Annotated in this window: 15 protein-coding genes, 6 tRNA genes and 2 pseudogenes; 11 read left to right on the forward strand and 12 right to left on the reverse strand. The window is 42.5% G+C overall.

Annotated features, from left to right (window positions below; translation table 11 throughout):
• Positions 1-48: 48 nt before the first annotated feature.
• Complete coding sequence (locus MN200_RS05810; protein ID WP_151835907.1) at positions 49-657, forward strand: YiiX family permuted papain-like enzyme; 609 nt, start codon at positions 49-51, stop codon at positions 655-657.
• A gap of 77 nt (positions 658-734) precedes the next feature.
• On the opposite strand, the gene MN200_RS05815 is transcribed toward MN200_RS05810, so the two are convergent.
• The 10 genes and pseudogenes from MN200_RS05815 to pyrC form a co-directional block, all read right to left on the reverse strand.
• Positions 735-810: transfer RNA gene (locus MN200_RS05815), tRNA-Glu, on the reverse strand.
• Positions 811-857: 47 nt separating this feature from the next.
• Positions 858-933 (reverse strand) — tRNA-Glu (locus MN200_RS05820).
• Between the two features lie 24 nt (positions 934-957).
• Positions 958-1033 (reverse strand) — tRNA-Glu (locus MN200_RS05825).
• 123 nt (positions 1034-1156) lie between these two features.
• A pseudogene (locus MN200_RS05830) lies at positions 1157-2069 on the reverse strand (alpha/beta hydrolase).
• Between the two features lie 80 nt (positions 2070-2149).
• Positions 2150-3562 (reverse strand): amino acid permease, encoded by a 1413-nt coding sequence (locus MN200_RS05835; protein ID WP_242760297.1) that lies wholly within the window; start codon positions 3560-3562, stop codon positions 2150-2152.
• A gap of 109 nt (positions 3563-3671) precedes the next feature.
• A tRNA-Glu gene (locus tag MN200_RS05840) sits at positions 3672-3747 on the reverse strand.
• Positions 3748-3922: 175 nt separating this feature from the next.
• Positions 3923-5358 (reverse strand): annotated as a pseudogene (locus MN200_RS05845) (amino acid permease).
• A gap of 504 nt (positions 5359-5862) precedes the next feature.
• Positions 5863-5938, reverse strand: a tRNA-Glu gene (locus tag MN200_RS05850).
• A 20-nt stretch (positions 5939-5958) separates the two neighbouring features.
• On the reverse strand, positions 5959-6618 hold the full coding sequence (gene rnt / locus MN200_RS05855) for a ribonuclease T (protein WP_081313228.1): 660 nt from the start codon (positions 6616-6618) through the stop codon (positions 5959-5961).
• Positions 6603-7637 (reverse strand): dihydroorotase, encoded by a 1035-nt coding sequence (pyrC, locus tag MN200_RS05860; protein WP_010326368.1) that lies wholly within the window; start codon positions 7635-7637, stop codon positions 6603-6605. The genes rnt and pyrC overlap by 16 nt, the downstream gene beginning before the upstream one ends.
• A gap of 151 nt (positions 7638-7788) precedes the next feature.
• Here pyrC and MN200_RS05865 point away from each other — a divergent pair, with 151 nt between their 5' ends.
• Entirely contained in the window at positions 7789-9051 is a 1263-nt protein-coding gene (locus tag MN200_RS05865) for a GGDEF domain-containing protein (RefSeq protein ID WP_058869296.1), read from the forward strand.
• 55 nt (positions 9052-9106) lie between these two features.
• Here MN200_RS05865 and argG read toward each other — a convergent pair whose 3' ends face one another.
• Complete coding sequence (gene argG / locus MN200_RS05870) at positions 9107-10450, reverse strand: argininosuccinate synthase (protein ID WP_004694013.1); 1344 nt, start codon at positions 10448-10450, stop codon at positions 9107-9109.
• 626 nt (positions 10451-11076) lie between these two features.
• Between argG and lldP the strand changes: the two genes are divergently transcribed.
• The 9 genes from lldP (at position 11077) to epmA (ending at position 21774) form a co-directional block, all read left to right on the forward strand.
• Positions 11077-12744, forward strand: a complete 1668-nt coding sequence (gene lldP, locus MN200_RS05875; RefSeq protein WP_171054209.1) for an L-lactate permease — start codon at positions 11077-11079, stop codon at positions 12742-12744.
• Between the two features lie 32 nt (positions 12745-12776).
• The gene (gene lldR, locus MN200_RS05880) at positions 12777-13520 is read left to right on the forward strand and encodes a transcriptional regulator LldR (RefSeq protein ID WP_004694009.1); all 744 of its coding nucleotides are present in this window, start codon (positions 12777-12779) and stop codon (positions 13518-13520) included.
• 2 nt (positions 13521-13522) lie between these two features.
• Positions 13523-14677 (forward strand): FMN-dependent L-lactate dehydrogenase LldD, encoded by a 1155-nt coding sequence (gene lldD / locus MN200_RS05885; protein ID WP_058869297.1) that lies wholly within the window; start codon positions 13523-13525, stop codon positions 14675-14677.
• 250 nt (positions 14678-14927) lie between these two features.
• Positions 14928-16622: a D-lactate dehydrogenase gene (gene dld / locus MN200_RS05890; RefSeq protein WP_058869298.1), complete on the forward strand. Its 1695-nt coding sequence runs from the start codon at positions 14928-14930 to the stop codon at positions 16620-16622.
• 188 nt (positions 16623-16810) lie between these two features.
• Entirely contained in the window at positions 16811-18847 is a 2037-nt protein-coding gene (locus MN200_RS05895) for an NADPH-dependent 2,4-dienoyl-CoA reductase (protein WP_058869299.1), read from the forward strand.
• 87 nt (positions 18848-18934) lie between these two features.
• Positions 18935-19025, forward strand: a tRNA-Ser gene (locus tag MN200_RS05900).
• A 128-nt stretch (positions 19026-19153) separates the two neighbouring features.
• Entirely contained in the window at positions 19154-19423 is a 270-nt protein-coding gene (locus MN200_RS05905) for a hypothetical protein (RefSeq protein WP_005399757.1), read from the forward strand.
• A gap of 303 nt (positions 19424-19726) precedes the next feature.
• Positions 19727-20794 (forward strand): 4-phosphoerythronate dehydrogenase, encoded by a 1068-nt coding sequence (locus MN200_RS05910; RefSeq protein ID WP_242760298.1) that lies wholly within the window; start codon positions 19727-19729, stop codon positions 20792-20794.
• Complete coding sequence (epmA, locus tag MN200_RS05915; RefSeq protein WP_242760299.1) at positions 20791-21774, forward strand: EF-P lysine aminoacylase EpmA; 984 nt, start codon at positions 20791-20793, stop codon at positions 21772-21774. The genes MN200_RS05910 and epmA overlap by 4 nt, the downstream gene beginning before the upstream one ends.
• A 52-nt stretch (positions 21775-21826) precedes the next feature.
• Here epmA and MN200_RS05920 read toward each other — a convergent pair whose 3' ends face one another.
• Positions 21827-23050, reverse strand: a complete 1224-nt coding sequence (locus tag MN200_RS05920) for a multifunctional CCA addition/repair protein (RefSeq protein ID WP_242760301.1) — start codon at positions 23048-23050, stop codon at positions 21827-21829.
• Between the last annotated feature and the right edge of the window lie 68 nt (positions 23051-23118).

Raw genomic sequence — 23118 nt, forward strand, 5'->3', positions numbered from 1 at the left:
TTAAGTGATTGATCGTATCTATAAAAAGAAGAATAAAGGAAATCTAGGATGAAAAATAGAAATGTTGCGATTTTAAGTGCTGTTTTAGTTTTGGTAAGTCCTCAACAGCTATGGGCGAATATGTCCTATCAAACAGGCGATATTATTTTTCACGTCTCGAAGTCTCAACAAAGTTTAGGGATACAAAAAGCGACCAAGTCTCGTTATAGCCATATGGGTTTAATTGTTAATAAAGATGGAAAAGCATGGGTTTTAGAGGCAGTTCAGCCTGTGAAATATACGGCACTTCAGCAGTGGATTGATCGCGGGGTAGAGCGGCATTATGTGGTGAAACGCTTTAAAGCGAATTTGACTGTTCAGCAAAAGCAGCAACTGATCAAGAACGCCGAACAATACTTAGGCCAGCCTTATGATCTTTATTTTGAGTGGGACAATCGTGCGCTATATTGCTCAGAAATAGTCTGGAAGGCCTATCATGATGCTTTGGGTATCGAGTTGGCACCATTATCCAAACTGAAGCAATTTGATTTAAGGTCGTCTGAAGTCAAGCAACTCATGCAACAGCGATATGGGAAAAACATTCCCTTGAATGAAACTGTGATTGCACCACAGGCTATTTTTGCCTCGACCGCTTTAATTGAAGTTGATCGTAAATAGACAGGCAATAAAAAAGCCCAAGTCATCATGCTTGGGCTTTTTTATGAGATGACTCTAGAAAAAATCAATCTCGAATATGGCGTCCCTACGGGGATTCGAACCCCGGTTACCGCCGTGAAAGGGCGATGTCCTAGGCCTCTAGACGATAGGGACAGTACAGAAGTGATGTTTTAAAACCAATTACTTTTGATCTTAAGTAATGGCGTCCCTACGGGGATTCGAACCCCGGTTACCGCCGTGAAAGGGCGATGTCCTAGGCCTCTAGACGATAGGGACTTAATAAAACTTTACTTCTGAAATTGGCGTCCCTACGGGGATTCGAACCCCGGTTACCGCCGTGAAAGGGCGATGTCCTAGGCCTCTAGACGATAGGGACGTTTCAGAGGTGGGCGTATATTAGGGCGAAAATAGAGGGGTGTCAAACGCTTTTCTCTAAATAATTCCAGTTTTAAGTGTTGAGTGCATAAATTTAAAACAATCTAGATAAAATGATTAAAAATCATATGATTTGAGCTGGTTTTTTAAGCAAACTTAGCAAATTGTTGATGAACTCGGGGTGGCGTAAATAGCCTTCGATCAGATGAGGATGAGCAAGATCGGTGGTGATTTGCTTGTTGATAATCGCGGGAGTAAAAGCAAATGGTTTTTGGTTCAGTGGAAAAGCACTCAGAAAATCAGCATCTGAATAAAAGTTGATCCAATCACCATATAAAGCAGTAGGCCGTTGAATGGGTTGCTGTAAATGACATTGAATAACGCGAAAGGCAGTGGTGAACCGAGGGTAATCAGTGCTTGAATCTTAAGTTCGGGGTGTTGAATTAAATAATTATAGGCAATCACGCTGCCTAGAGAGTGGGCAATCACAATATTGGGTTTCGTACCGTGTAAGTGCTCATGCAGACGCGTATGCACGGTGTGGATGAAGTGTGGGTTGGATAAATATAGGTACGCTTCCATCAAAAAACGATGAATAAAGCTACTATGCAGCTCTGGGAAGTGGTTGATTAAACTGGCTAAGTCACGTAAGGCCAGATCTTTGCCGAGGAGGCTGATGTATTTAATTTTATTATTGAATGAGAGTTCATCTGAAATAGTGAGCTGGGGGTTTTTAGAAATTTCAGCTTGATGTTCGATATTGGGTGCGGCGGTGTGCGTCAGGAATAGGATTACAAAAAGGAAAAAGGAGACCAATGCTGTGGCATGAGGGTGCTGGCGTTGAGGGTGTTTTCTAAATGCTGCCGTGTTAGAAGATCTCCATAAAAGGCCAGCCGACTGTGCCGCTGAAGATAAGTTAGGTCATATGCGTAGCCAAGTTCGCTCAGTACCTGTTGTAAGATCACAAGCCAATGTTGAAGCAGGGTACGCGCAGTCTTGTGCTGCTGATTCATCCCATGAATCCATACAATATTCATCGTGTATGCACCGATGATGTACTTGATAAAAACAGTATAAAAAAAAGAGCGACCGAAGTCGCTCTTTTTAACAATACGGATTAAGTTTTCTTGTGATAAAAGGTGTAATAACTCGCATAACATACTGCAATAAACAATAAACAACCAAAGAAGCTAATACGCATACTTGGGTCAAACACCATACTAACGCAGGTGATAAAGCAGAAGATAAAGCCAAGGATTGGCAAAATAGGAAACAGGGGTGCTGCAAAACCTAATTCTTCTTTTTTACGTCCTTGTTTATACCATTGGCGACGGAAGTTAAATTGGCTTAAGCAAATACTCATCCAAACGACGACCATGGTAAACGCTGCAATACCTAAAAGGTTTGTAAAAATGGCTTCAGGTGCAAACTGTTCAGACAGTAAACCCGGCATTCCACCAATCATAGTCACAATGACTGCAACGTAAGGGACACCACGTGCATTGATTTTTGAGAAGACTGCTGGCAACTGCTTTTGGTAAGACAACGACCACATCATACGCGAAGCGGCAAATAGTCCAGAGTTCGCAGCAGATAGCAACGCAGTGATAATCACAAAACGAATAATATCTTCAGCATAAGGAATGCCAATGTGCTGGAATACGGTCACAAATGGACTGCTACTCACGCCTTCAGCTGCTAAACCTGCTTCTTGATGCGGAAGGAGTGAAGTCACGACCAAGATGGTACCCACAAAGAAAATCAATAAGCGAAAAATCGCAGTATTGATGGCTTTGGGTACATTCTTAGCAGGATCTTTGGTTTCACCCGCAGCAACACCAATCAGCTCTGTACCAGAAAATGCAAAGTTCACGATCAACATGGTGGTAAAGATAGGGAACAAGCCTTCTGGGAACCAACCCTGAGCCGTTAAGTTGCTAAATAAAGGCGCAGCTTCATAGCCTCTGTAGCCAATCACGCCAAAAATAGCGAGTAGACCCAATAAAATAAAAATAACAACGGTGATAACTTTGACTAAAGCTAACCAAAACTCAGATTCAGCGAACCATTTGGTCGAAATCATATTTAAACTAAATACAAAAGCACCAAAAATTAGGGTCCACATCCACATTGAACTATCTGGAAACCACTCCTGCATAAGCAGTGCGGCAGCTGTAAACTCGGTTCCTAGCGTGACGGACCACGTTAGCCAGTACAGCCATGTGATGGTATAACCTGTACCTGGTCCGATATAGCGTTTGGCATAGGCGCCAAATGAGCCAGACTCAGGCATATGAACAGCAAGTTCCCCTAAACACAGCATGACCATATATGCAATGATCCCGCCGAGGAAATAAGAAATAATGGCACCTACAGGCCCCGTTTGTGCAATGACTTCACCCGACCCTAAAAATAGGCCAGTCCCGATTGCGCCGCCAAGCGAAATCATAACCAGATGTCGAGTACTCATAGCGCGTTTTAAAGGCGCAGAATTGCCCTGATGCGAAGCATCATTCGGAGATGAGTGCATAAGCGTTAATAAGTTCAGGAATGAAGCGGGCTATTGTAGTGAAAAACTGCAAATCTGCAATGAAATAATAGTAATTATGAATAAGTGTTGATCGGATAAGATCAAAAAATGGCGTCCCTACGGGGATTCGAACCCCGGTTACCGCCGTGAAAGGGCGATGTCCTAGGCCTCTAGACGATAGGGACATTGTGAGGTGATGCGTATATTAAGGATTAAAGGCCTATTTGTCAAAAGGGTTTTTGCTCTGTGATGGTTGAAAGTTCAAACATTGGGCAAAACAAGTAATTAAATTGAATGAATTTTTTATTGTTGCAAAAGTGAGCCCAAAAAATAAGCTTAAGCTCACTTTGCTGAAGGTACTTAGTTTTTATTATGATAGAGCCAATAGTAACTGGCATAGCAAGTCGCCATAAAGAGCAAGCAACCAATAAAACCTGAAAGCATTTCAAGGTCAGCCGCCATACTTAAGCCTGTTTCTGTACAGCAGATAAAGCCTAGGATCGGAACCAACGGATACCAAGGGGTACGGAATTACAGCTCAGATAAAGCATGGCCTTGCTTTAACCATTGGCGACGAAAGTTAAACTGACTAGCAAATACTCATCCAGACAATCACCATAGTGAATGCTGCAACACCCATTAAGTTCTTAAAAATGACATCTGCACCAAACTGCTCAGAGAGCAAGCCCGGCAAGCCACCAATCATGGTGACCCAAATGGCAATATAAGGCACCCCAGATTTACTTACTTTTGCAAAAAGCTTGGGGAATTGGTTTTGTGAGGACAGGGCCCACATCATGCGTGATGCAGCATATAAGCCTGAGTTTGCGGTTGATAATAACGCTGTGATAATCACAAAACGGATAAAATCCTCGGCATAGGGAATGCCCATTTGGGTGAATACAGTTACAAACGGGCTGCTGCTTAAGCCGCCATGTCCGCCCACTTGCAAACCGGTGTTGCTATAGCTAAGTAGCGAACTGATGACAATGATGGTACCAACAAAGAAAATAATGAGGCGCCAAACCGTCGCATGAATGGCTTTGGGCACATTTTTTCTGGGTTTTTAGTTTCACCTGCGGCAATGCCAATCATTTCTGTACCATTAAAAGCAAAGTTCACAATTAATAAGGTGGTAAACAAAGGAATAAGGCCATTTGGTAGCCAGCCTTGTGCTGTTAAGTTGTTAAATAAGGGGGCAGATTCATAGCCCTGAAAAGGAATGATACCGAAAATACAGGCAAAGCCTAAAAGAATGAAAATGAGTACAGTTGCGACTTTAATCATGGACAGCCAAAACTCAGACTCTGCAAAAGCTCGGGTTGAACTGAGGTTTGAAATCAAAACGCCACTGGCAAAGATTAACGTCCATAACCAGATTGACGTTTGCGGGAACCATTCCTGTACCAAAATGGCTGCTGCTGTAAATTCTGTGCTGAGTGTTGCCGACCAGCCAAGCCAATACATCCACGACACCATATAACCTGTGCCAGGGCCAATATAAAGTGTTGCAAAGGCACCAAATGAACCAGAAACAGGTAAATGTACTGCAAGCTCCCCGAGGCAAAGCATGACCATATATGCAATCACCCCCCCCCCAATAATATAAGCCAGCACAGCACCAAGAGGCCCTGCTTGTGAAATCACTTCGCCTGAGCCCATGAACAGACCTGTATCAATGGTGCCACCAAGCGATAACATGACATGATCAGGTGGCGTGTGCTCATGGCATGTTTTAATGAGGTATTTTGCGGTGAATCAATTGAAGACTGCGAAGGTGGGGTGGCAGATTGCATAGAAAATCAAACAATGGGCTTAAAGTGATATTCTATAGCTGAATACTTAGTTTATTATCACACCTAAAAGCATAGGAAATGAGGTTTTACAGATGTTTCCATGTGCTAGTGTTTTTAGAATTTAGCTATAGTTTTTAATAAGATGAAAAATCACGTGAATTAAGATTATCTGATGAACTTTGGCTATTAATTTAAAAAAATGTTTAAAGTCAATTTTTTAGTGGTCAGGTGTTGGATAAGAAGGGCTATTTTCAGCACTTGAATGGATTTCTTGTACAACAGTGTCTTGGTTGGTGTTATTTGTCTCTTGTTGGACAAACCAGAGGTAAAAAATAGAAGGTGATAGAATCAATAAAAAGATTAAAAATTTCTTAAGCATAACAATCAACCTTGAAAAACACGAACCATAGTATAGCTAGTGAATGGTTAAAATTGAAATGAAACATCGGTGGTCAATCAGAACCGATTAAATGAAAAGTAGTGTTTTCTAGAAATAGAATAAGATGGCGTCCCTACGGGGATTCGAACCCCGGTTACCGCCGTGAAAGGGCGATGTCCTAGGCCTCTAGACGATAGGGACGTTGCGAGGATGGCGGTATCTTATTGATCCGCCACCAGAGTGTCAAGTAGGTGTGGCGCGAGTTTGTTCAAAATATAACAGAACAGTTCGGCGGTCTTTTGAGTGTCGTATAAAGCCGAGTGGGCCTCTTTACCATCGAACTCAATCCCAGCTTGAATACATGACTTCGCAAGAACAGTCTGACCAAACATCACAGCACTTAGGGTGACGGTGTCAAATACTGAAAAACTGTGAAATGGGTTTTGATTTTTAGTCCCTGTACGTGCAATCGCTGCCTGTACAAAACCTAAATCAAAGTGGGCGTTATGACCGACCAAGACTGCATGTGTACAGTTTTGTTGGCGACGAACTTCATTAACGGCTTTAAAAATACGTTTTAATGCTGTTTTTTCGTCTTCAGCCATGGCCATGCGCATGGGGTTAAAGGGATCAATACCAATAAAGTCCAATGAGCGACGGTCTAGATTTGCACCTTCAAAGGGGTTGATATGCGCGTGATGTGCAGGACCCGGTACAAATTGACCTTCTTCATTATAAATAATCGGAATTGCAGCAATTTCCAATAAGGCATCGGTCTGTGCATTAAAACCTGCTGTTTCGACATCGACAACAACAGGTAGAAAACCACGGAAACGCTGACCAATTATTGGCAATGTTTCATTTGTCACACTTTTCTCCATTGAATGGTTTTACCCGCATACAGCGGAATAATTTGTTCACCATCCAAATAGTCTAAACTCTCAGGGATGACTTGGTCTTCTTTTACGAGTGTAATTGTTGAAGTATTGCGCGGTAGACCGTAGAAGTCTGCACCAAAGTGGCTGGCAAAACCTTCAAGGCGTTCAAGTTTACCCACTTGATCGAATGCTTGAGCATAAAGTTCAATTGCCGTTGGTGCGCTGTAGCAGCCTGCACATCCACATGCATTTTCTTTGGCATTTTTAGAGTGTGGTGCACTGTCTGTGCCTAAGAAAAACTTAGGGTTGGCACTGGTCGCAACTTCGAGCAAAGTTTGCTGATGCGTTTGGCGTTTTAAAATGGGTAAGCAATAGAAGTGCGGTTTAATGCCACCAACCAACATATCATTACGGTTAAACAGTAAATGCTGCGGAGTAATGGTTGCAGCCACATTGCGGTCTTGTTCTAAAACAAAGTTGGCTGCTTCACTGGTCGTAATGTGTTCTAAAACCAATTTCAGTTTTGGAAATTGTTTTAGCAGCGGAGAAAGAACTTCGTCTAAGAAACGTTTTTCACGATCGAAAATATCGACATGATTGTGTGTAACTTCGCCATGCAGAAGTAATGGAACCTGATGTTCTTCAAGTTGCTCAATGACAGCATAGACTTTACGAATGTCGCTTACACCATTGTCTGAGTTGGTGGTCGCACCAGCAGGGTAGAGTTTAATCGCGTTTACAAACTCAGAATTTTTAATTTTCTTGACTTCTTCAGGCGAAGTTGTGTCAGTAAAATACAATACCATGCGTGGGTCGAAGGCATTGCCTTCTGGTACATGCGCCATGATGCGTTCTCGGTACGCATTCGCTTCCTCAACCGTTTTAACGGGAGGTACGGTATTTGGCATACAAATAGCGCGTGAAAACTGTTGGGCTAAATCGGGAACAGTACGTTGTAATGCAAGACCATCACGAAGGTGAGCGTGCCAGTCATCTGGCTGGAGAATCGTAATCGTATTCAAGGCGATTTCTGTCAAAGAAATAAAACAGATGATAATGCATATACAGCAAAAATGGTAATGACAAATAAAGGCATCTTGTCTGATTATTATGATTTATCTTTGTAAATTTGTGTTATTTTTAAGCAACTACAAGAATTAAATCTGGTCTGGTATGGAATATAAATACAACCTCGCCAAACTTCAGTACGATAAAGAAAAAATGGAAGAGCTGATTACACGACACAACCGTCGTATTGGTCAGGTTTTTCCTCAGAAATTAGAGCAAGAGTTTTGGCGACTAAACTTAGAGCGCGCGCGTCGCAATATTAATGACTTTCTTTGGTCTGGTGTTTTGGCTTATTTTGTTTTTGCCATTTTAACGATTCCAGGGGATTACTGGATTATTGAGCAGTCTCATTTTAAACAAGATTTTACTCATTGCTTGCTTGGGTTGCTGAATGGTGCTGTCTGTCTTTTGTTCCTTTATATTTTTTCACATTTTACCAAGCTGAAGCCTTTTTTTGCTTATGCAGCCATGTTTGCTGTGTTTTGGGCTGTGGTCTCGACGACTTGGTTGACCATGTCAGTACATACCGAAGCTTTGCGCCATCAAGCGATGATGATCATTTGCATGATTTATGTCTTGGGGTATTTATTGACTGGGGTAAAGCCGGGATATGTTTTTATCACAGGCGTAGTAGCTGCTGGGGTTTCATTTTTAGTGCTGATTTCGACGCTGGTCAAGTTTGATGCGATCGTGATGGGGCGTGTGATGCTTGGTAGCTGTTTGCTGGGCTATATCATTAGTCGTATGATCTATGCCCGCGAGCGCATCATTTTTTTAAATATTCGCCGCGCTAAAATTAGTGAAAAAATACATCGAATACACACCTCAGAGTTGCTGCATTTGAGTCAGAATGATGAGCTGACCAAGATCTCAAATCGGCGTAATTTTGATGAAATGATGGATACCTATTATGAGCAATCACGTCAGGATGAAACACCCTTGTCGATTTTGTTTATCGATGTTGATTTTTTCAAAAAATATAACGACTGTTATGGTCACCAAAAGGGCGATGATGTGATTTCATCGATTGCAAAATCTATTAAAAATGCGATTCGACATATGGATTTTGTGGCGCGTTATGGCGGCGAAGAGTTTGTGGTGTTATTACCTGAAACTGATGCACATGGCGCTTATGCGGTGGCTTCAAATATTTACCGAGCGATTGAGCGTTTGGAAATTCCGCATGAAATGTCTGAAGTGTCTCCATTTGTCACCATTAGTTTAGGGATTACAGTCTTTAAAGGCGAGGTCGATTTGAGCAAAGTCGAGTTACTGGGGATCGCAGATCAGGCTTTATACCGTGCCAAGCAATTGGGGCGTAATCAGATTTATTATCAGCCTTTAACCACATCGACGTGTATAGAATGAATCGCTAAAATAAAAAAACCACTCATAAGAGTGGTTTTTTTGACATTCAACAAACTTACTTGTTTTTGTCTTTTAACTGTGGAACAGCAGAACCTGTACCGACTGCAAGCAAACCAGTATTGGTATAAATACCAAGTTTCGCACGAGTATCTGTGATGTCCAAGTTACGCATCGTTAACTGACCAATACGGTCCATTGGCGTAAACATTGAATCGCCTTTCTCCATCGTCAAACGCTCAGCTTCATAAGTGAGGTTTTCAGACTCTGTGTTCATGATGGTGTAGTCATTGCCACGACGAAGCTCTAAAGTCACAGTACCAGTGATGGCTTTCGCAACCCAACGCTGTGCAGTTTCACGAAGCATTAATGCTTGAGAGTCGAACCAACGACCTTGGTAAAGTAAACGACCTAAACGTAGACCGTTAATACGATACTGTTCGATCGTGTCTTCGTTATGAATACCTGTAACCAAGCGCTCATAAGCAATATGTAGAAGTGCCATACCTGGTGCTTCATAAATACCGCGAGATTTTGCTTCAATAATACGGTTTTCGATTTGGTCAGACATACCTAGACCATGACGACCACCAATACGGTTGGCTTCAAGGATGAACTCAACAGGGTCTTCGATACGTTGACCATTGATTGCAACAGGGAAGCCTTCTTCAAAAGTAATCGATACTTCTTCAGCTTTAACTTCTACGTCGTCTTTCCAGAATGCAACGCCCATGATTGGGTCAACAATTTTGATCCCTGCATTGAGGTATTCAAGATCTTTTGCTTCGTGGGTCGCGCCCAACATGTTTGAGTCAGTTGAATACGCTTTTTCTTTTGACATTTTGTAGTCAAAGCCGTTGTCGATCAAGAATTGCGACATTTCAGCACGGCCACCTAATTCATCAATAAACGTTTGGTCTAACCAAGGTTTATAGATTTTAAGTGCAGGGTTGGTCAACAAACCATAACGGTAGAAACGTTCAATATCGTTTCCTTTATATGTTGAACCATCACCCCAGATGTTGACATCATCTTCTTTCATTGCGGTAACAAGCATAGTCCCTGTTACTGCACGACCCAATGGCGTCGTGTTGAAATACGGTACACCACCAGTTGAAATGTGGAACGCACCACATTGAATTGCAGCAATACCTTCAAGTGCAAGCTGTAAACGGCAGTCAACTAAGCGAGCTTTTACTGCGCCATACGCTTCCGCTTTTTTTGGAATCGCATCGTAGTCGTCTTCATCAGGCTGACCTAAGTTTGCTGTATAAGCATAAGGTTCTGCGCCTTTTTGTTTCATCCACAAAAGTGCAGCTGAAGTATCTAGACCACCAGAGAAGGCAATACCAACTTTTTTGCCAACTGGGACATTCTGCAAGATAGTTGCATTATCAGTCATTGTTAATCCTAACGATATAAATATAGGCACCGAGAATGGGTGGCCTGAAAGAATACATATGTCCGCGATTGTAGCACTTTTCCAAATGGTTTTTCTAAAAAATCATAGGGCTTTAAAAATATTAAAGTTCATGTGCATATCGATACTGTTGAAAAATTTCTGGATAAAATCGGTTTCTATATTGTGTGCTCACTTTTTGTCTTTTTAGAAGATGTTTAGGCTGTAAATTAATCAGAAAAGTGGGGAAGTTGGTTTGGTTTTAAATTGGCATTACCAATATTGTGTGATTTTTCCATTTTTTGAGGATTAAGCTGGATTTAAGTTGGGTGATTATTTTTTATATTATTAGACTAAAGTCTAAAATTGGCATTATTTTAATAAAAACATCAGTAAAAACAATGATATTAATTTGATTGAAATATGATCTGGTTTATAAATGTAGTTAATATTGGTCATACCAATATTAATTTTTAATTGAAGTTTTACTTCATTTTAAATCAAAATAAGCCAAGTATAAGTCATTATTGGTTTGTTTCTCTTTACAGTCGCTCATATTGGTCTGTCCAATATTGGCAAAAGTGCCAATAATATGCTCAAAATTAAATCTTAGTAAGCATTTCAAGGAGATGACAATGCTTCAATGGCAGCAAATGTATGACCCGATGGGGAATATTTGGATTTCAAGTCTAATTGCACTGATTCCGATTATCTTCTTCTTTTTGGCGCTCGCGGTATTTCGTTTAAAAGGCAGTGTGGCAGGTACCATTACCGTAGTACTTGCACTTCTTGTCTCTTTATTTGCCTATAAGATGCCTGTGCTGATGGCATTCGCATCGATGGCTTATGGTTTCCTCTACGGTTTATGGCCGATTGCATGGATCATTATTGGTGCGGTATTCCTGTATAAAATTTCAGTGAAGACAGGCCAGTTTGACATCATTCGTTCTTCTATTCTCTCAATTACTGAAGATCAGCGTTTACAAATGCTGTTAGTGGGTTTTGCTTTCGGTACCTTCTTAGAGGGTGCGGCAGGCTTTGGTGCTCCTGTGGCAATTACCGCAGCACTATTAGTCGGTTTAGGCTTTAAACCTTTATATGCAGCAGGTCTCTGTCTAATCGTAAACACAGCACCTGTGGCTTTTGGTGCGATGGGTATTCCAATTATTGTTGCTGGACAAGTGTCTGGTGTCGATACGATGGAAATCAGCCAAATGGTGGGCCGTCAGCTACCATTTATGGTGCCAATCGTGTTGTTCTGGATTATGGCAATCATGGACGGCTGGCGCGGTGTTAAAGAAACATGGCCAGCAGTTGTGGTAGGTGCAAGTAGCTTTGCAATTGCACAATACTTAACTTCTAACTTTGTTGGTCCAGAATTACCTGATATTACGGCTGCAATTGCATCCTTGGTTTCTTTAACAATTTTGTTTAAATACTGGCAGCCGAAGCACATTTTCCGTTTTGCAGATCAAGATGCAACGATGAGTGAAGATGTGGCTGCACAAAAACAGCAAAAATATACTGTAGGACAAATTGCAAAAGCATGGTCTCCATTCGCAATTTTAACTGTGATGGTGACGATCTGGAGTGTGAAACCGTTTAAGGACTTATTTGCCAAAGACGGTGCATTGCATGATCTCGTGATTTCAATCAAAGTGCCATTTTTGCATCAAATGATTCAAAAAATGCCACCAGTGGTTGCTGAAATTAAAGACTATGACGCGATTTACAAGTTTGATTGGATCTCGGCGACAGGAACTGCGATCTTTATTGCAGCATTGATCACCATTGCCTATTTGAAGATGAAACCGAAAGATGCTGTGGTAACTTTTGGTGAAACCCTGAATGAATTGAAAGTTCCCATTTATTCAATTGGTATGGTGTTGTCTTTTGCATTTATCGCAAACTATTCGGGTATGTCTTCGACCTTGGCTTTGGCCCTTGCACATACAGGTTCGGCATTTACGTTCTTCTCGCCTTTCTTGGGTTGGTTGGGTGTATTCCTCACGGGTTCAGATACTTCTGCCAATGCACTGTTTTCAGCACTTCAAGCCACTACGGCTCAGCAAATTGGTGTGCCAGAAGTTTTACTGGTGGCAGCCAATACCAGTGGTGGTGTGACCGGTAAGATGATTTCACCTCAATCGATTGCGATTGCGTGTGCGGCAGTCGGACTGGTTGGTAAAGAGTCTGATTTATTCCGTTTTACCTTAAAACACAGTATAACGTTCACAATTATGATGGGTATTATGATTACTCTACAAGCCTATGTGTTCCCATGGATGATTCCATAACACAAATTGTGTATCAACGTTAAGGAAAGCAGATGAAAGTCTCCGATAAAGCTGTACAAAGCCTGCGTGTATTGATTGAACAAAGCAATATGCAAGTTGGAGACCGTCTGCCTGCTGAAAGAAAACTGTGTGAACAGCTTCAAGTCTCTCGCTCTTCTTTAAGAGAGGCCATTTCGCAGTTGACCAGCATGGGTATGTTGGTCAGCAAAGTGGGGGCGGGGACTTTTTTAAAACAATTACCAGCAACGTGGTCCAGTTATCAAATCGTACAACCGATTAGTAATTTGATGAGTGAGGATCCTGCCTATCGATTTGATGTGCAAGAGGCGCGCATTATTTTAGAAGGTGGAACAACTTGGTATGCAGCACAACGCGCAACCCAAGAAGATCTGGTGAATATCCGACATCATTATGACCAGATTAACCATTTTCAGGCTTTGGGAAATGATGATGAGGCGGCTCGTGCAGATGCGAAATTTCATTTGGCGATTGCTGAAGCCTCTCATAATTTGGTTTTGATTCAGATGATGCGTGGTCTGTTCGATTTGTTGCAGTTCAACGTCGCTTTGGGACGTCGAAAAGTCTATAGCGAAGCACACCGTTTTGATCAATTGCATGATCAGCACTTTCAAGTCATGAATGCAATTGAACGTCGTGATCCAGAAGCTGCACGTAAAGCAGTCTGTGGACACATTGAGTTTGTAGTACAACAGGTGCGAATGATTGATGAAGAAGAAGCTCGTCGTCAGCGCGCCAGTCGATTAAACAGGATATAAGCATGATTATTTCTTCTGCCAATGACTACCGTGAAGCGGCACGACGTCGTTTACCGCCATTTTTATTCCATTACATCGATGGTGGTGCGTATGCAGAATATACCCTGAAGCGTAATGTAGAAGATTTATCAAAAATTGCTTTGCGCCAGCGTGTACTGAACGACATGTCACAGTTAAGTTTAGAGACCAAACTGTTTGATGAAACTTTGTCGATGCCTGTTGCATTATCTCCTGTGGGTTTAACAGGCATGTATGCACGCCGCGGTGAAGTTCAAGCTGCTGTCGCTGCAGATAAAAAGGGTATTCCATTTACACTGTCTACCGTTTCAGTATGTCCAATTGAGGAAGTGGCGCCTGCGATTCAGCGTCCAATGTGGTTCCAGCTCTATGTACTGCGTGACCGTGGTTTCATGAAAAATGCTTTGGAACGTGCTAAAGCGGCAGGCTGTTCAACCTTGGTGTTTACTGTGGATATGCCTGTTCCGGGCGCACGTTACCGTGATGCCCACTCGGGTATGAGTGGTCCAAATGCAGCAATGCGCCGTTATATGCAGTCGTGTTTCCACCCACATTGGGCGTGGAATGTCGGCATGATGGGACGTCCGCATGACTTGGGCAATATTTCTAAATACTTAGGTAAGCCTACAGGCCTAGAAGATTATATTGGTTGGTTAGGTTCTAACTTTGATCCGTCTATTTCATGGAAAGACCTTGAGTGGATTCGTGAGTTTTGGGATGGGCCAATGGTCATTAAAGGAATTCTGGATCCTGAAGATGCCAAAGATGCAGTGCGTTTCGGTGCAGATGGGATTGTGGTTTCAAACCACGGTGGTCGTCAGCTGGATGGCGTTTTATCTTCTGCACGTGCACTTCCGCCAATTGCAGATGCTGTCAAGGGTGATATTAAAATCCTCGCGGATTCGGGTATTCGTAATGGTTTAGACGTGGTACGTATGCTGGCGTTGGGTGCGGACACGTGTATGCTCGGTCGTGCTTTTGTTTATGCACTCGGTGCAGCAGGCGGTGAAGGTGTTTCAAATCTATTGGAACTGATTGATAAAGAAATGCGTGTGGCAATGACTTTAACAGGTGCAAAAACCATTGCTGATATTACGTCTGACTGTTTAGTGAAGTTAGAGAAAGAATTGGCTGAGTAATTCATTATATCAGTAGAAGCGTTCTCACACGGTAAACGGGCATTCAATAGGTATTTACATCAATACCGTGATTATTGCTATTTATATAATCCCTCCAACCTCCCTTTAAAAGGGAGGAGTTATACCGATTAGAATTTATGTTGCAGGTATAAATAATTTTTCTTTTACTTTAAATGCCTAAGGTAAAGAAAAAGTCCCTCTTTGGAAAAGGGGGGATTTAGGGGGATTATAATCATTGGAAATAACAAATATGAACCCTCGATCTCCACAATACGTTATTGAAAACTTAATAAATATCGTTGGTAAACAACACGTTTTAACTGAAGATAAAGACACACGTTTATACCGCCAAGGTCGTCGTTACGGTGCAGGAAAAGTACTGGCTGTTGTTGCACCGGGGTCATTACTGGAACAGTGGCAAGTATTGCAAACGGCTGTTGATGCAGATTGTATTGTAATTATGCAAGCAGCCAACACAGGTTTGACTGGTGGTTCAACACCTTTTGGCGATGACTATGACCGTCCTGTGGTTCTGATCAGCACGCGTCGTTTGGTTGGCATTCAGGTCATTAATGACGGTCAGCAAGTGATTTGTTTACCCGGTGCAACATTAGATAGACTTGAAAAAGAATTGGTGCCATTTAATCGGGAGCCACACTCGGTGATTGGTTCATCGTGTATTGGAGCTTCAGTTTTAGGCGGCGTCTGTAATAACTCAGGCGGTGCTTTGGTACGTCGTGGTCCTGCTTATACTGAGTTAGCTTTGTATGCCCGTGTTAATGATGATGGTCAGTTAGAGTTGGTGAATCACTTGGGAGTGAACCTAGGCGAAACACCTGAAGAAATTCTAAGCAAGCTTGAAACGAAAAATTATCAAATCGGCGATATTATCAATAACTCAGGCTGCTGCGCATCGGACCATCGTTATGGACATGATGTTAAACAAGTGGATGAAAATACGCCCGCGCGTTTTAATGCCGATCCATCTCGTTTATATGAAGCATCGGGTTCAGCAGGTAAAGTATGTGTCTTTGCCGTACGTTTGGATACCTTTGAAAAAATTCCAAGCCAAGTATTCTACGTGGGTACAAATTCACATGATGATTTGACTGAAATCCGCCGTTTTTTACTAAAAGATTTGCCGCGATTACCGATTGCAGGGGAATACATCCACCGCGTGGCTTATGACATTGGGGCAGAGTACGGTAAAGACACCTTCATGTTCATTGAAAAGCTAGGTACAGCCAAAGTACCTGCTGCATTTGCAATGAAAGATAAGGTCGATGCGTACTTAGAAAAATTTGGTATGAAAGGACTGTCAGATAAAGCCCTGCAATTGATCACCAAATTTTTGCCCAATCATTTACCGAAACGGATGAATGCCTTCCGTGATCTGTATGAACATCATTTGGTTATTCGGATTGAAAATCAAGATGTCGAGCAAGTTGAAAGCTTTTTAAAACGTTATTTCCGAGATAAAAGCTCAGGTGATTTTTTCCACTGTAGCGAGGAAGAAGGACGTAAAGCATTTTTACATCGTTTTGCCGTTGCAGGTGCAGCAATTCGCTATCGGGATACGCATCGTTCAGAGGTTGAAGATATTGTGGCTCTGGATATTGCATTACGTCGTAATGATCGCGAGTGGGTGGAAACCTTGCCCAAAGAGATGGATGATCTGATTGTTCATAAACTCTATTATGGTCACTTTTTATGTCATGTGTTTCATCAGGACTATATTGTGAAAAAAGGCGTAGATCCTTTGGCGATGGAACACCAAATGTGGCATTTACTGGATGCTCGTGGGGCGGAATACCCAGCTGAGCATAATGTCGGACATTTATATGTAGCAAAACCTGCACTACGAACGCATTATGAAAAGCTTGATCCTACCAATAGTTTTAATGTGGGCATTGGTCAAACCAGTAAGCTGAAGCATTGGCAGTAAAGGGCTTTGGTCTAAAAAACTAAACCAGTGAGGGCAACGTCACTGGTTTTTTATTGTCGTATGTTTTTGAGCGCTCAGTTGAATTGACTGTAGATGCCAAGAATTTTTTATAAATTGTCATCCCAATATTTTAAAAAACAGCTAAAGTAGTATGCAACAAGTTGCAAAGCCAAAGATAAGGATTCATGATGACAACCAATAGCTATGCACATATTTTAAAACCCTTACATTTGGGTTTTACTACCATTAAAAACCGTGTGGTGATGGGCTCCATGCATACGGGCTTGGAAGATCGTTTTTATAATTATCCAAAATTGGCAGCATACTTCGGTGAGCGTGCTAAAGGTGGAGTCGGCCTGATCATTACAGGTGGAATTTCTCCAAACCGTCAAGGTTGGCTCCTACCTGCGGGTGGAACGATGAATACACTGGGGGATATTGCTCCGCATCGTCTAGTGACACATGCCGTACATAAGCATGGTGCAAAAATTCTCATGCAAATTTTGCATGCTGGACGTTATGGCTACCAACCCTTTGTGGTTTCTGCCAGCCCAATTAAATCGCCAATTTCGCCTTTTAAACCGCGTCAAATGTCTGAAAAACAAATTTTGAATACCATTGATGACTATGTTAACTGTGCTAGTCTTGCCAAAAAGGCGGGCTATGACGGTGTGGAAATTATGGGTTCAGAAGGTTATTTACTGAATCAATTCTTAAGCCGTCATGTGAACCAACGTGAAGACCGTTGGGGTGGGCCGATTGAAAACCGTATGCGTTTTGCGGTCGAAATCGTCAAAGGGATACGTGCACAAGTTGGTGAGAAATTTATTATTTGCTTCCGTTTGTCATTGCTGGATTTGGTGCATGACGGTAACACTATGCAGGAAGTAATTACTATTGCGCAAGCACTAGAAAAAGCAGGCATTACCTTGTTGAATACAGGGATTGGCTGGCATGAAGCACGTATTCCAACCATTGTGACTTCGGTGCCGCGTGCTGCTTTTGTTGACTATACTGCGGAAGTGAAAAAGCACGTGGCTGTGCCAGTGATTGCCTCAAACCGTATTAACATGCCAGATACCGCGGAAGAGATTTTGGCATCTGGCAAAGCTGATATGGTGCAAATGGCGCGTCCCTTATTGGCCGATGCTTTTTGGGTGAATAAAACAGCAACCAATCGTGTTGATGAGATCAATACGTGTATCGCTTGTAACCAAGCATGCTTAGATCATACTTTTAAAAACCAACGTGCAACCTGTTTGGTCAACCCGCGTGCAGCGTTTGAAACAGAGTTGGTTTATTTGAAGGCGAAACAACCGAAACGAGTTGCGGTAGTGGGTGGTGGTGTCGCAGGGATGTCAGCCGCGACGGTTGCAGCCAGTCGTGGACACCAAGTGACATTGTTTGAAGCAAGTCATGAAGTGGGTGGACAGTTCAACTTGGCAAAAGTTGTACCCGGTAAAGAAGAGTTTCATGAAACCATTCGTTATTTCAAAGTACAGATTGAAAAAACGGGAGTCGACTTACGTTTAAACACCAAGGTGAATCGTGAGCAGCTTGAGCGTGAAGGCTTTGAAGAAATTATCATTGCCACGGGTGTTGTGCCACGTGCATTACGTATTGAAGGGAGTGATTCACCGCAAGTCTTGTCTTATGCAGAAGTGTTACGCGGCGCACCTGTCGGTCGAAAAGTTGCGGTGATTGGTGCTGGAGGGATTGGTTTTGATGTGTCTGAGTATTTATTGAAACCAGAGCATCAACCTCAGCCACAACTGCTTGCAGATTGGCAACGTGAATGGGGTGTAGATCCAAACCCGAATTATGTTTCTGAAGGAGGCACGCAAGCCGCAGAAGTTCATCCGCCTGTTCGTGAGATTTATTTATTACAACGTAAAACCTCTGCACTTGGAGCAGGTTTGGGTAAAACCTCGGGTTGGGTACACCGCGCACAGTTGAAAAAGCATGCAGTACGTATGTTGCGTGGGGTTCAGTACAAAGCTGTGACTAATGAAGGTCTTTGGATAGATTTGGCAGGACAAGATCAATTGTTACGTGTCGATACCATCGTTGTGTGTGCAGGACAGGAGTCAGTGAAAGATCTGATGCCAAGTGCTGAGCAAAATACGTTAGCCAATTATCACATTATTGGTGGTGCTAAACTCGCAGCTGAGTTAGATGCAAAACGTGCCATTCGTGAAGGTGCAGAAGTTGCTGCAAAATTGTAAACGTTTGATGAAACAATATGCAGTTGGTTGCTTCAAGGTGAATTTTCACTTGTCATTGAAACAAAAGCTCCGTATGATGGCGCACATGGAAGCGTGGCAGAGCGGTTTAATGCACCGGTCTTGAAAACCGACGAGGGCTTATACCCCTCCGTGAGTTCGAATCTCACCGCTTCCGCCAAATTTTAAAAGCCCTCTGTAGTTACAGGGGGCTTTTTTTTCATATTTTTCTCACAAATTAATCCATATTACTGATAAAAAAATAGCCGTTTGATTGAAAGTCTCAACTTTTAGGAGTTAGGCAAACAATTGTCGCCAAATTTAGCAATTGCAGTCTCTGGTTTATGGGACTCAGGTGCAGGTGACCCCGCACCAACTTTAGGTCCTGTGAAGGGTTATTGGGGTGCGGGTTTGGCTGCTAAATACAATATTAGTCAAAAAATGGCTTTCAGCGTAGGTGGTCGCTATATGTGGTTTGGTGATGCGGAAGGTGAAACTTCGGATCGTCGTATTGTTGGCGAGTTTGAGGACAATACAGGCTATATCGTGGGGATGAAACTCTCTTATAAATCTAAATAATTATCTCGCTTATTACTTGCTTGAGGTTTTGCCTTCTCTCTGAAATGTTGGGAGAAGGTTTTTTTATAACAGTATTAAATTATTTGTCTAGTTGTTTGTACTATCATAGCGTTTACGGAGTTGACTTTATATTTTTCAGTATTTTGAACGAAGTAAATCTATATTAAACAATTCTTTAAAGTATTCGGTTTTTTACCATGAAGATGAAACATCGTGACTGTTTATTCAGATGTATTGCAGAGCAACATAGTGTTGAGCTTGTGCAACGGTTATCATAGAGTCAACAAAGCGTTGGAAGACATTATGAAAATCGTGGCAGATGAAAATCTCGCATTTACCGATTATTTTTTTGCCGAATTTGGTGAAGTTGAGCACAAAGCAGGGCGTACTTTAACGCATGCCGATGTTGTAGATGCCAAAGCACTGTTGGTGCGTTCCGTAACTCAAGTCAATCCAGCATTAATCAATAACACCACACTTCAATATGTGGGTAGTGCAACGATTGGTACAGACCACTTAGATATTAACGCTATTGAAAAGCAGAATATTCAATGGGCGAATGCCGCAGGTTGTAATGCGCAGGCGGTGGTTGAATATGTGATTACAGCTTTACTTCATTTGAATCCAGCATTGCTGAACGCTGAAGAAAGTTTTACTTTGGGCATTATTGGCCTAGGAAATGTCGGTTCTCGCTTAGCTTATATGGCCCAATTATTGGGCTGGAATGTGATCGGTCATGATCCTTTTGTACAGCAAGATGCGATTCAGCAGGTCGATTTAAATACGTTATTGTGTACTGCCGATGCGATTTCATTACATGTACCATTAACCCAAACAGGACCATATCCAACTTACCATTTGTTCAATGCCGGAGCTTTGGCTGCGATGAAATTGACAGCAATATTGATTAATTCTGCGCGTGGACCTGTGATTGAAGAGCAAGCTTTATTGGCCGACATCGAAAAAACACAGCGCAAAGTGGTATTAGATGTCTTTGAACATGAGCCTGTGATTTCTGAACAAGTGTTGAATGCTGTGAGTCTGGTGACGCCACATATCGCAGGTTATAGCTTAGAAGGCAAAGCGCGTGGTACACAAATGATCTATGAGGCTTTCTGTAAAACCTTTCAGTTTGAAGCACATAAAAGTTTCGAGTCGCAGTTGCCTGTATGTGCTCAATATTTTGAAGGCCAAGATTTGAAATCTGCTCTTCAACAGCATTTAAATGAAATCTACCCGATTGCACGGGATGACCAAGCCTTACGTGCATGCTTAAAAGAGGGGATGATCGATCAAAAAGCCTTTGATCATTTAAGAAAAACTTATCCATTACGCCGTGAATGGGCTACACACGGAGGGCCGAAGGCATGAGTCAGGACGTGATCCATTATCAGCCAACCTGTGACTTAAAAGCCATGCGTGCTCGCGCGCAAATGTACAGCCAAATTCGCCAGTTTTTTGCTGAACGTGAAGTGCTTGAGGTTGAAACCCCAATCTTATCTCAAGCTGGTGTGACTGATGTATATTTGGCTTCGGTTCAAGCACAGCGACATGTACAAGGTAAGCAACAAACACATTATTTGCAGACCTCACCTGAGTTTGCCATGAAGCGCTTATTGGCCAGCGGTAGTGGGCCAATTTATCAAATCTGTAAAGTTTTCCGTGATGATGAACATGGTCGTAAACACAATAGTGAATTTACCATGTTGGAATGGTATAGACCGAATTTCAGTTTGAAGGATTTGATGTTTGAAGTGACAGATTTATTGAATGTCACATTAAAGCAGCGTTTTGGTGAAGTCCGCCCTACCATTTTGAGCTATAAGCATGCGTTTATGGATCGCTTGGATTTGAACCCACTGCAAGCCAGTTTGAAAGAGTTAAAAAACTGCTGTAACCGCGTGGGTTTAAATTTGGACTTGGGCGATGACCGACTGGGCTATATCGATTTGCTCTTTTCACATTTTGTAGAGCCAAGTCTAGGTTTTGATACGCCTGTATTTCTGACCGATTTTCCGCCAGAGTTGGCCTCGCTTGCCAAAACTAAAACGGATGAAGACAGTGAATGGGTTGCAGCACGTTTTGAGCTGTATATTGAAGGTTTGGAACTCGCCAATGCTTATGATGAGTTGATCGACGCAGAGGTATTGCGTTCGCGTTTTGAAGCCGATAATGCTGAACGTGAAAAATTAGGCTTATATGTGATGCCAATTGATGAGTTTTTATTGGCTGCTTTGCCTCAAATGACGGCATGTGCAGGTATTGCGTTAGGTGTGGATCGTTTGTTAATGATTGCAACAGAACAAATGCAGTTGGAAAAGGTGATTACCTTTCCCGCATCCATTTCTTAAGTGAAATTAAATAAAGCGCCGATTGTGGCGCTTTATTTGAGTCGATCAAGTTTTAACTGTACTGAGCCTTTAGCTCTCCAATCGCGTGTATTCGACGTTCTATCAGCATTTCACCGATATCCGGGCCTTTAATATCCGTAGGTAGGTCTTGTGCTTTGATATTTCGCACTACATCCATCACCTTTAAAATATATGCAGACTGTGGGTATTCTCGATCTTCAAGTCCTAAACGACCACGTGAGTCGCATTCGCAGGCCTGCACAAAGGCTTCAACCCGTTCTGGGCGGCGTAGTACATCTAAGCGTTGCAGTAAGCGCCATAAAGTACCTGGTTTTAAGTTCAGGGCTTGATGACATTTCAAATGTTCTTTACAGACCGTAATTGCGAGCTGTTTCATCTGCGTTGGAACTTTTAGACGCTCACACACTTCTGTCACAGGTTTGACCCCACGTTCTTCATGCATGATATGACGCGGTAGCTCGTCCACAGGTGTCAAAGCTTTGCCTAAGTCATGCACTAAAACAGCAAAACGAACATCCAGTGCGTAGTTGGCACGACATGCTTGCTGTAGTGACATCATGGTATGAATACCGCAGTCAATTTCAGGGTGATACTCAGGGCGCTGTGGAATACCGTAAAGTGCCGCGATTTCTGGAAAAAGTACTTTTAAAGCACCACAGCGACGTAGCACTTCAAAGTATTCATCGGCATGATCTTCCATCAGAGCACGAGAGGTTTCTTTCCAAATGCGTTCAGGAGTTAGTGCCTCCAGTTCACCCGAGTCTGCGAGTTGCTGCATCAGTGCCAACGTTTCTTCGGCTACCGTAAATCCTAGGGTTTTATAACGTGCAGCAAATCGTGCAACACGGAGGACGCGTAGAGGGTCTTCTACGAAAGCATCAGAAACATGCCTTAAAACACGCAGCTCTAAGTCGCGCTGGCCACCATAGGGGTCATACAGTGTGCCTTCATCATCCATTGCAATGGCATTGATGGTAAGATCACGTCGAATTAAATCTTGTTCTAGGGTAACGGTACTGTCGGTATAAAACTCAAAGCCATGATAACCATGCCCTGACTTACGTTCGGTGCGGGCCAGCGCATATTCATCTTTGGTTTCAGGATGTAAAAAAACAGGAAAATCTTTACCTACAGGTTGGAAACCTTGGGCAAGCAGTTGTTCAGGTGTTGCACCGACAACTACATAATCTTTTTCGTGATAGGGGTGACCCAGAAGCTGATCTCGGACCGCACCGCCTACTAAATAAACTTGCATGAAAAAACCTCTATTCTTGCAGCCATCATGCTACAGAATAGAGGTTTTCTCAAGTCACAAGATGCGAG

This window comes from Acinetobacter sp. LUNF3 (genome assembly GCF_022699605.1).
Lineage (GTDB): Bacteria > Pseudomonadota > Gammaproteobacteria > Pseudomonadales > Moraxellaceae > Acinetobacter > Acinetobacter johnsonii.

What these genes read in the sequence shown, in the direction of transcription:
- argG (WP_004694013.1), bottom strand. Translation starts at nt 10,450, where the DNA reads ATGACTGATAATGCAACTATCTTGCAGAATGTCCCAGTTGGCAAAAAA.
- MN200_RS05835 (WP_242760297.1), bottom strand. Translation starts at nt 3,562, where the DNA reads ATGCACTCATCTCCGAATGATGCTTCGCATCAGGGCAATTCTGCGCCT.
- lldD (WP_058869297.1), top strand. Translation starts at nt 13,523, where the DNA reads ATGATTATTTCTTCTGCCAATGACTACCGTGAAGCGGCACGACGTCGT.
- MN200_RS05865 (WP_058869296.1), top strand. Translation starts at nt 7,789, where the DNA reads ATGGAATATAAATACAACCTCGCCAAACTTCAGTACGATAAAGAAAAA.
- MN200_RS05910 (WP_242760298.1), top strand. Translation starts at nt 19,727, where the DNA reads ATGAAAATCGTGGCAGATGAAAATCTCGCATTTACCGATTATTTTTTT.
- dld (WP_058869298.1), top strand. Translation starts at nt 14,928, where the DNA reads ATGAACCCTCGATCTCCACAATACGTTATTGAAAACTTAATAAATATC.
- lldP (WP_171054209.1), top strand. Translation starts at nt 11,077, where the DNA reads ATGACAATGCTTCAATGGCAGCAAATGTATGACCCGATGGGGAATATT.
- MN200_RS05810 (WP_151835907.1), top strand. Translation starts at nt 49, where the DNA reads ATGAAAAATAGAAATGTTGCGATTTTAAGTGCTGTTTTAGTTTTGGTA.
- lldR (WP_004694009.1), top strand. Translation starts at nt 12,777, where the DNA reads ATGAAAGTCTCCGATAAAGCTGTACAAAGCCTGCGTGTATTGATTGAA.
- epmA (WP_242760299.1), top strand. Translation starts at nt 20,791, where the DNA reads ATGAGTCAGGACGTGATCCATTATCAGCCAACCTGTGACTTAAAAGCC.
- MN200_RS05895 (WP_058869299.1), top strand. Translation starts at nt 16,811, where the DNA reads ATGACAACCAATAGCTATGCACATATTTTAAAACCCTTACATTTGGGT.
- MN200_RS05920 (WP_242760301.1), bottom strand. Translation starts at nt 23,050, where the DNA reads ATGCAAGTTTATTTAGTAGGCGGTGCGGTCCGAGATCAGCTTCTGGGT.
- rnt (WP_081313228.1), bottom strand. Translation starts at nt 6,618, where the DNA reads ATGGAGAAAAGTGTGACAAATGAAACATTGCCAATAATTGGTCAGCGT.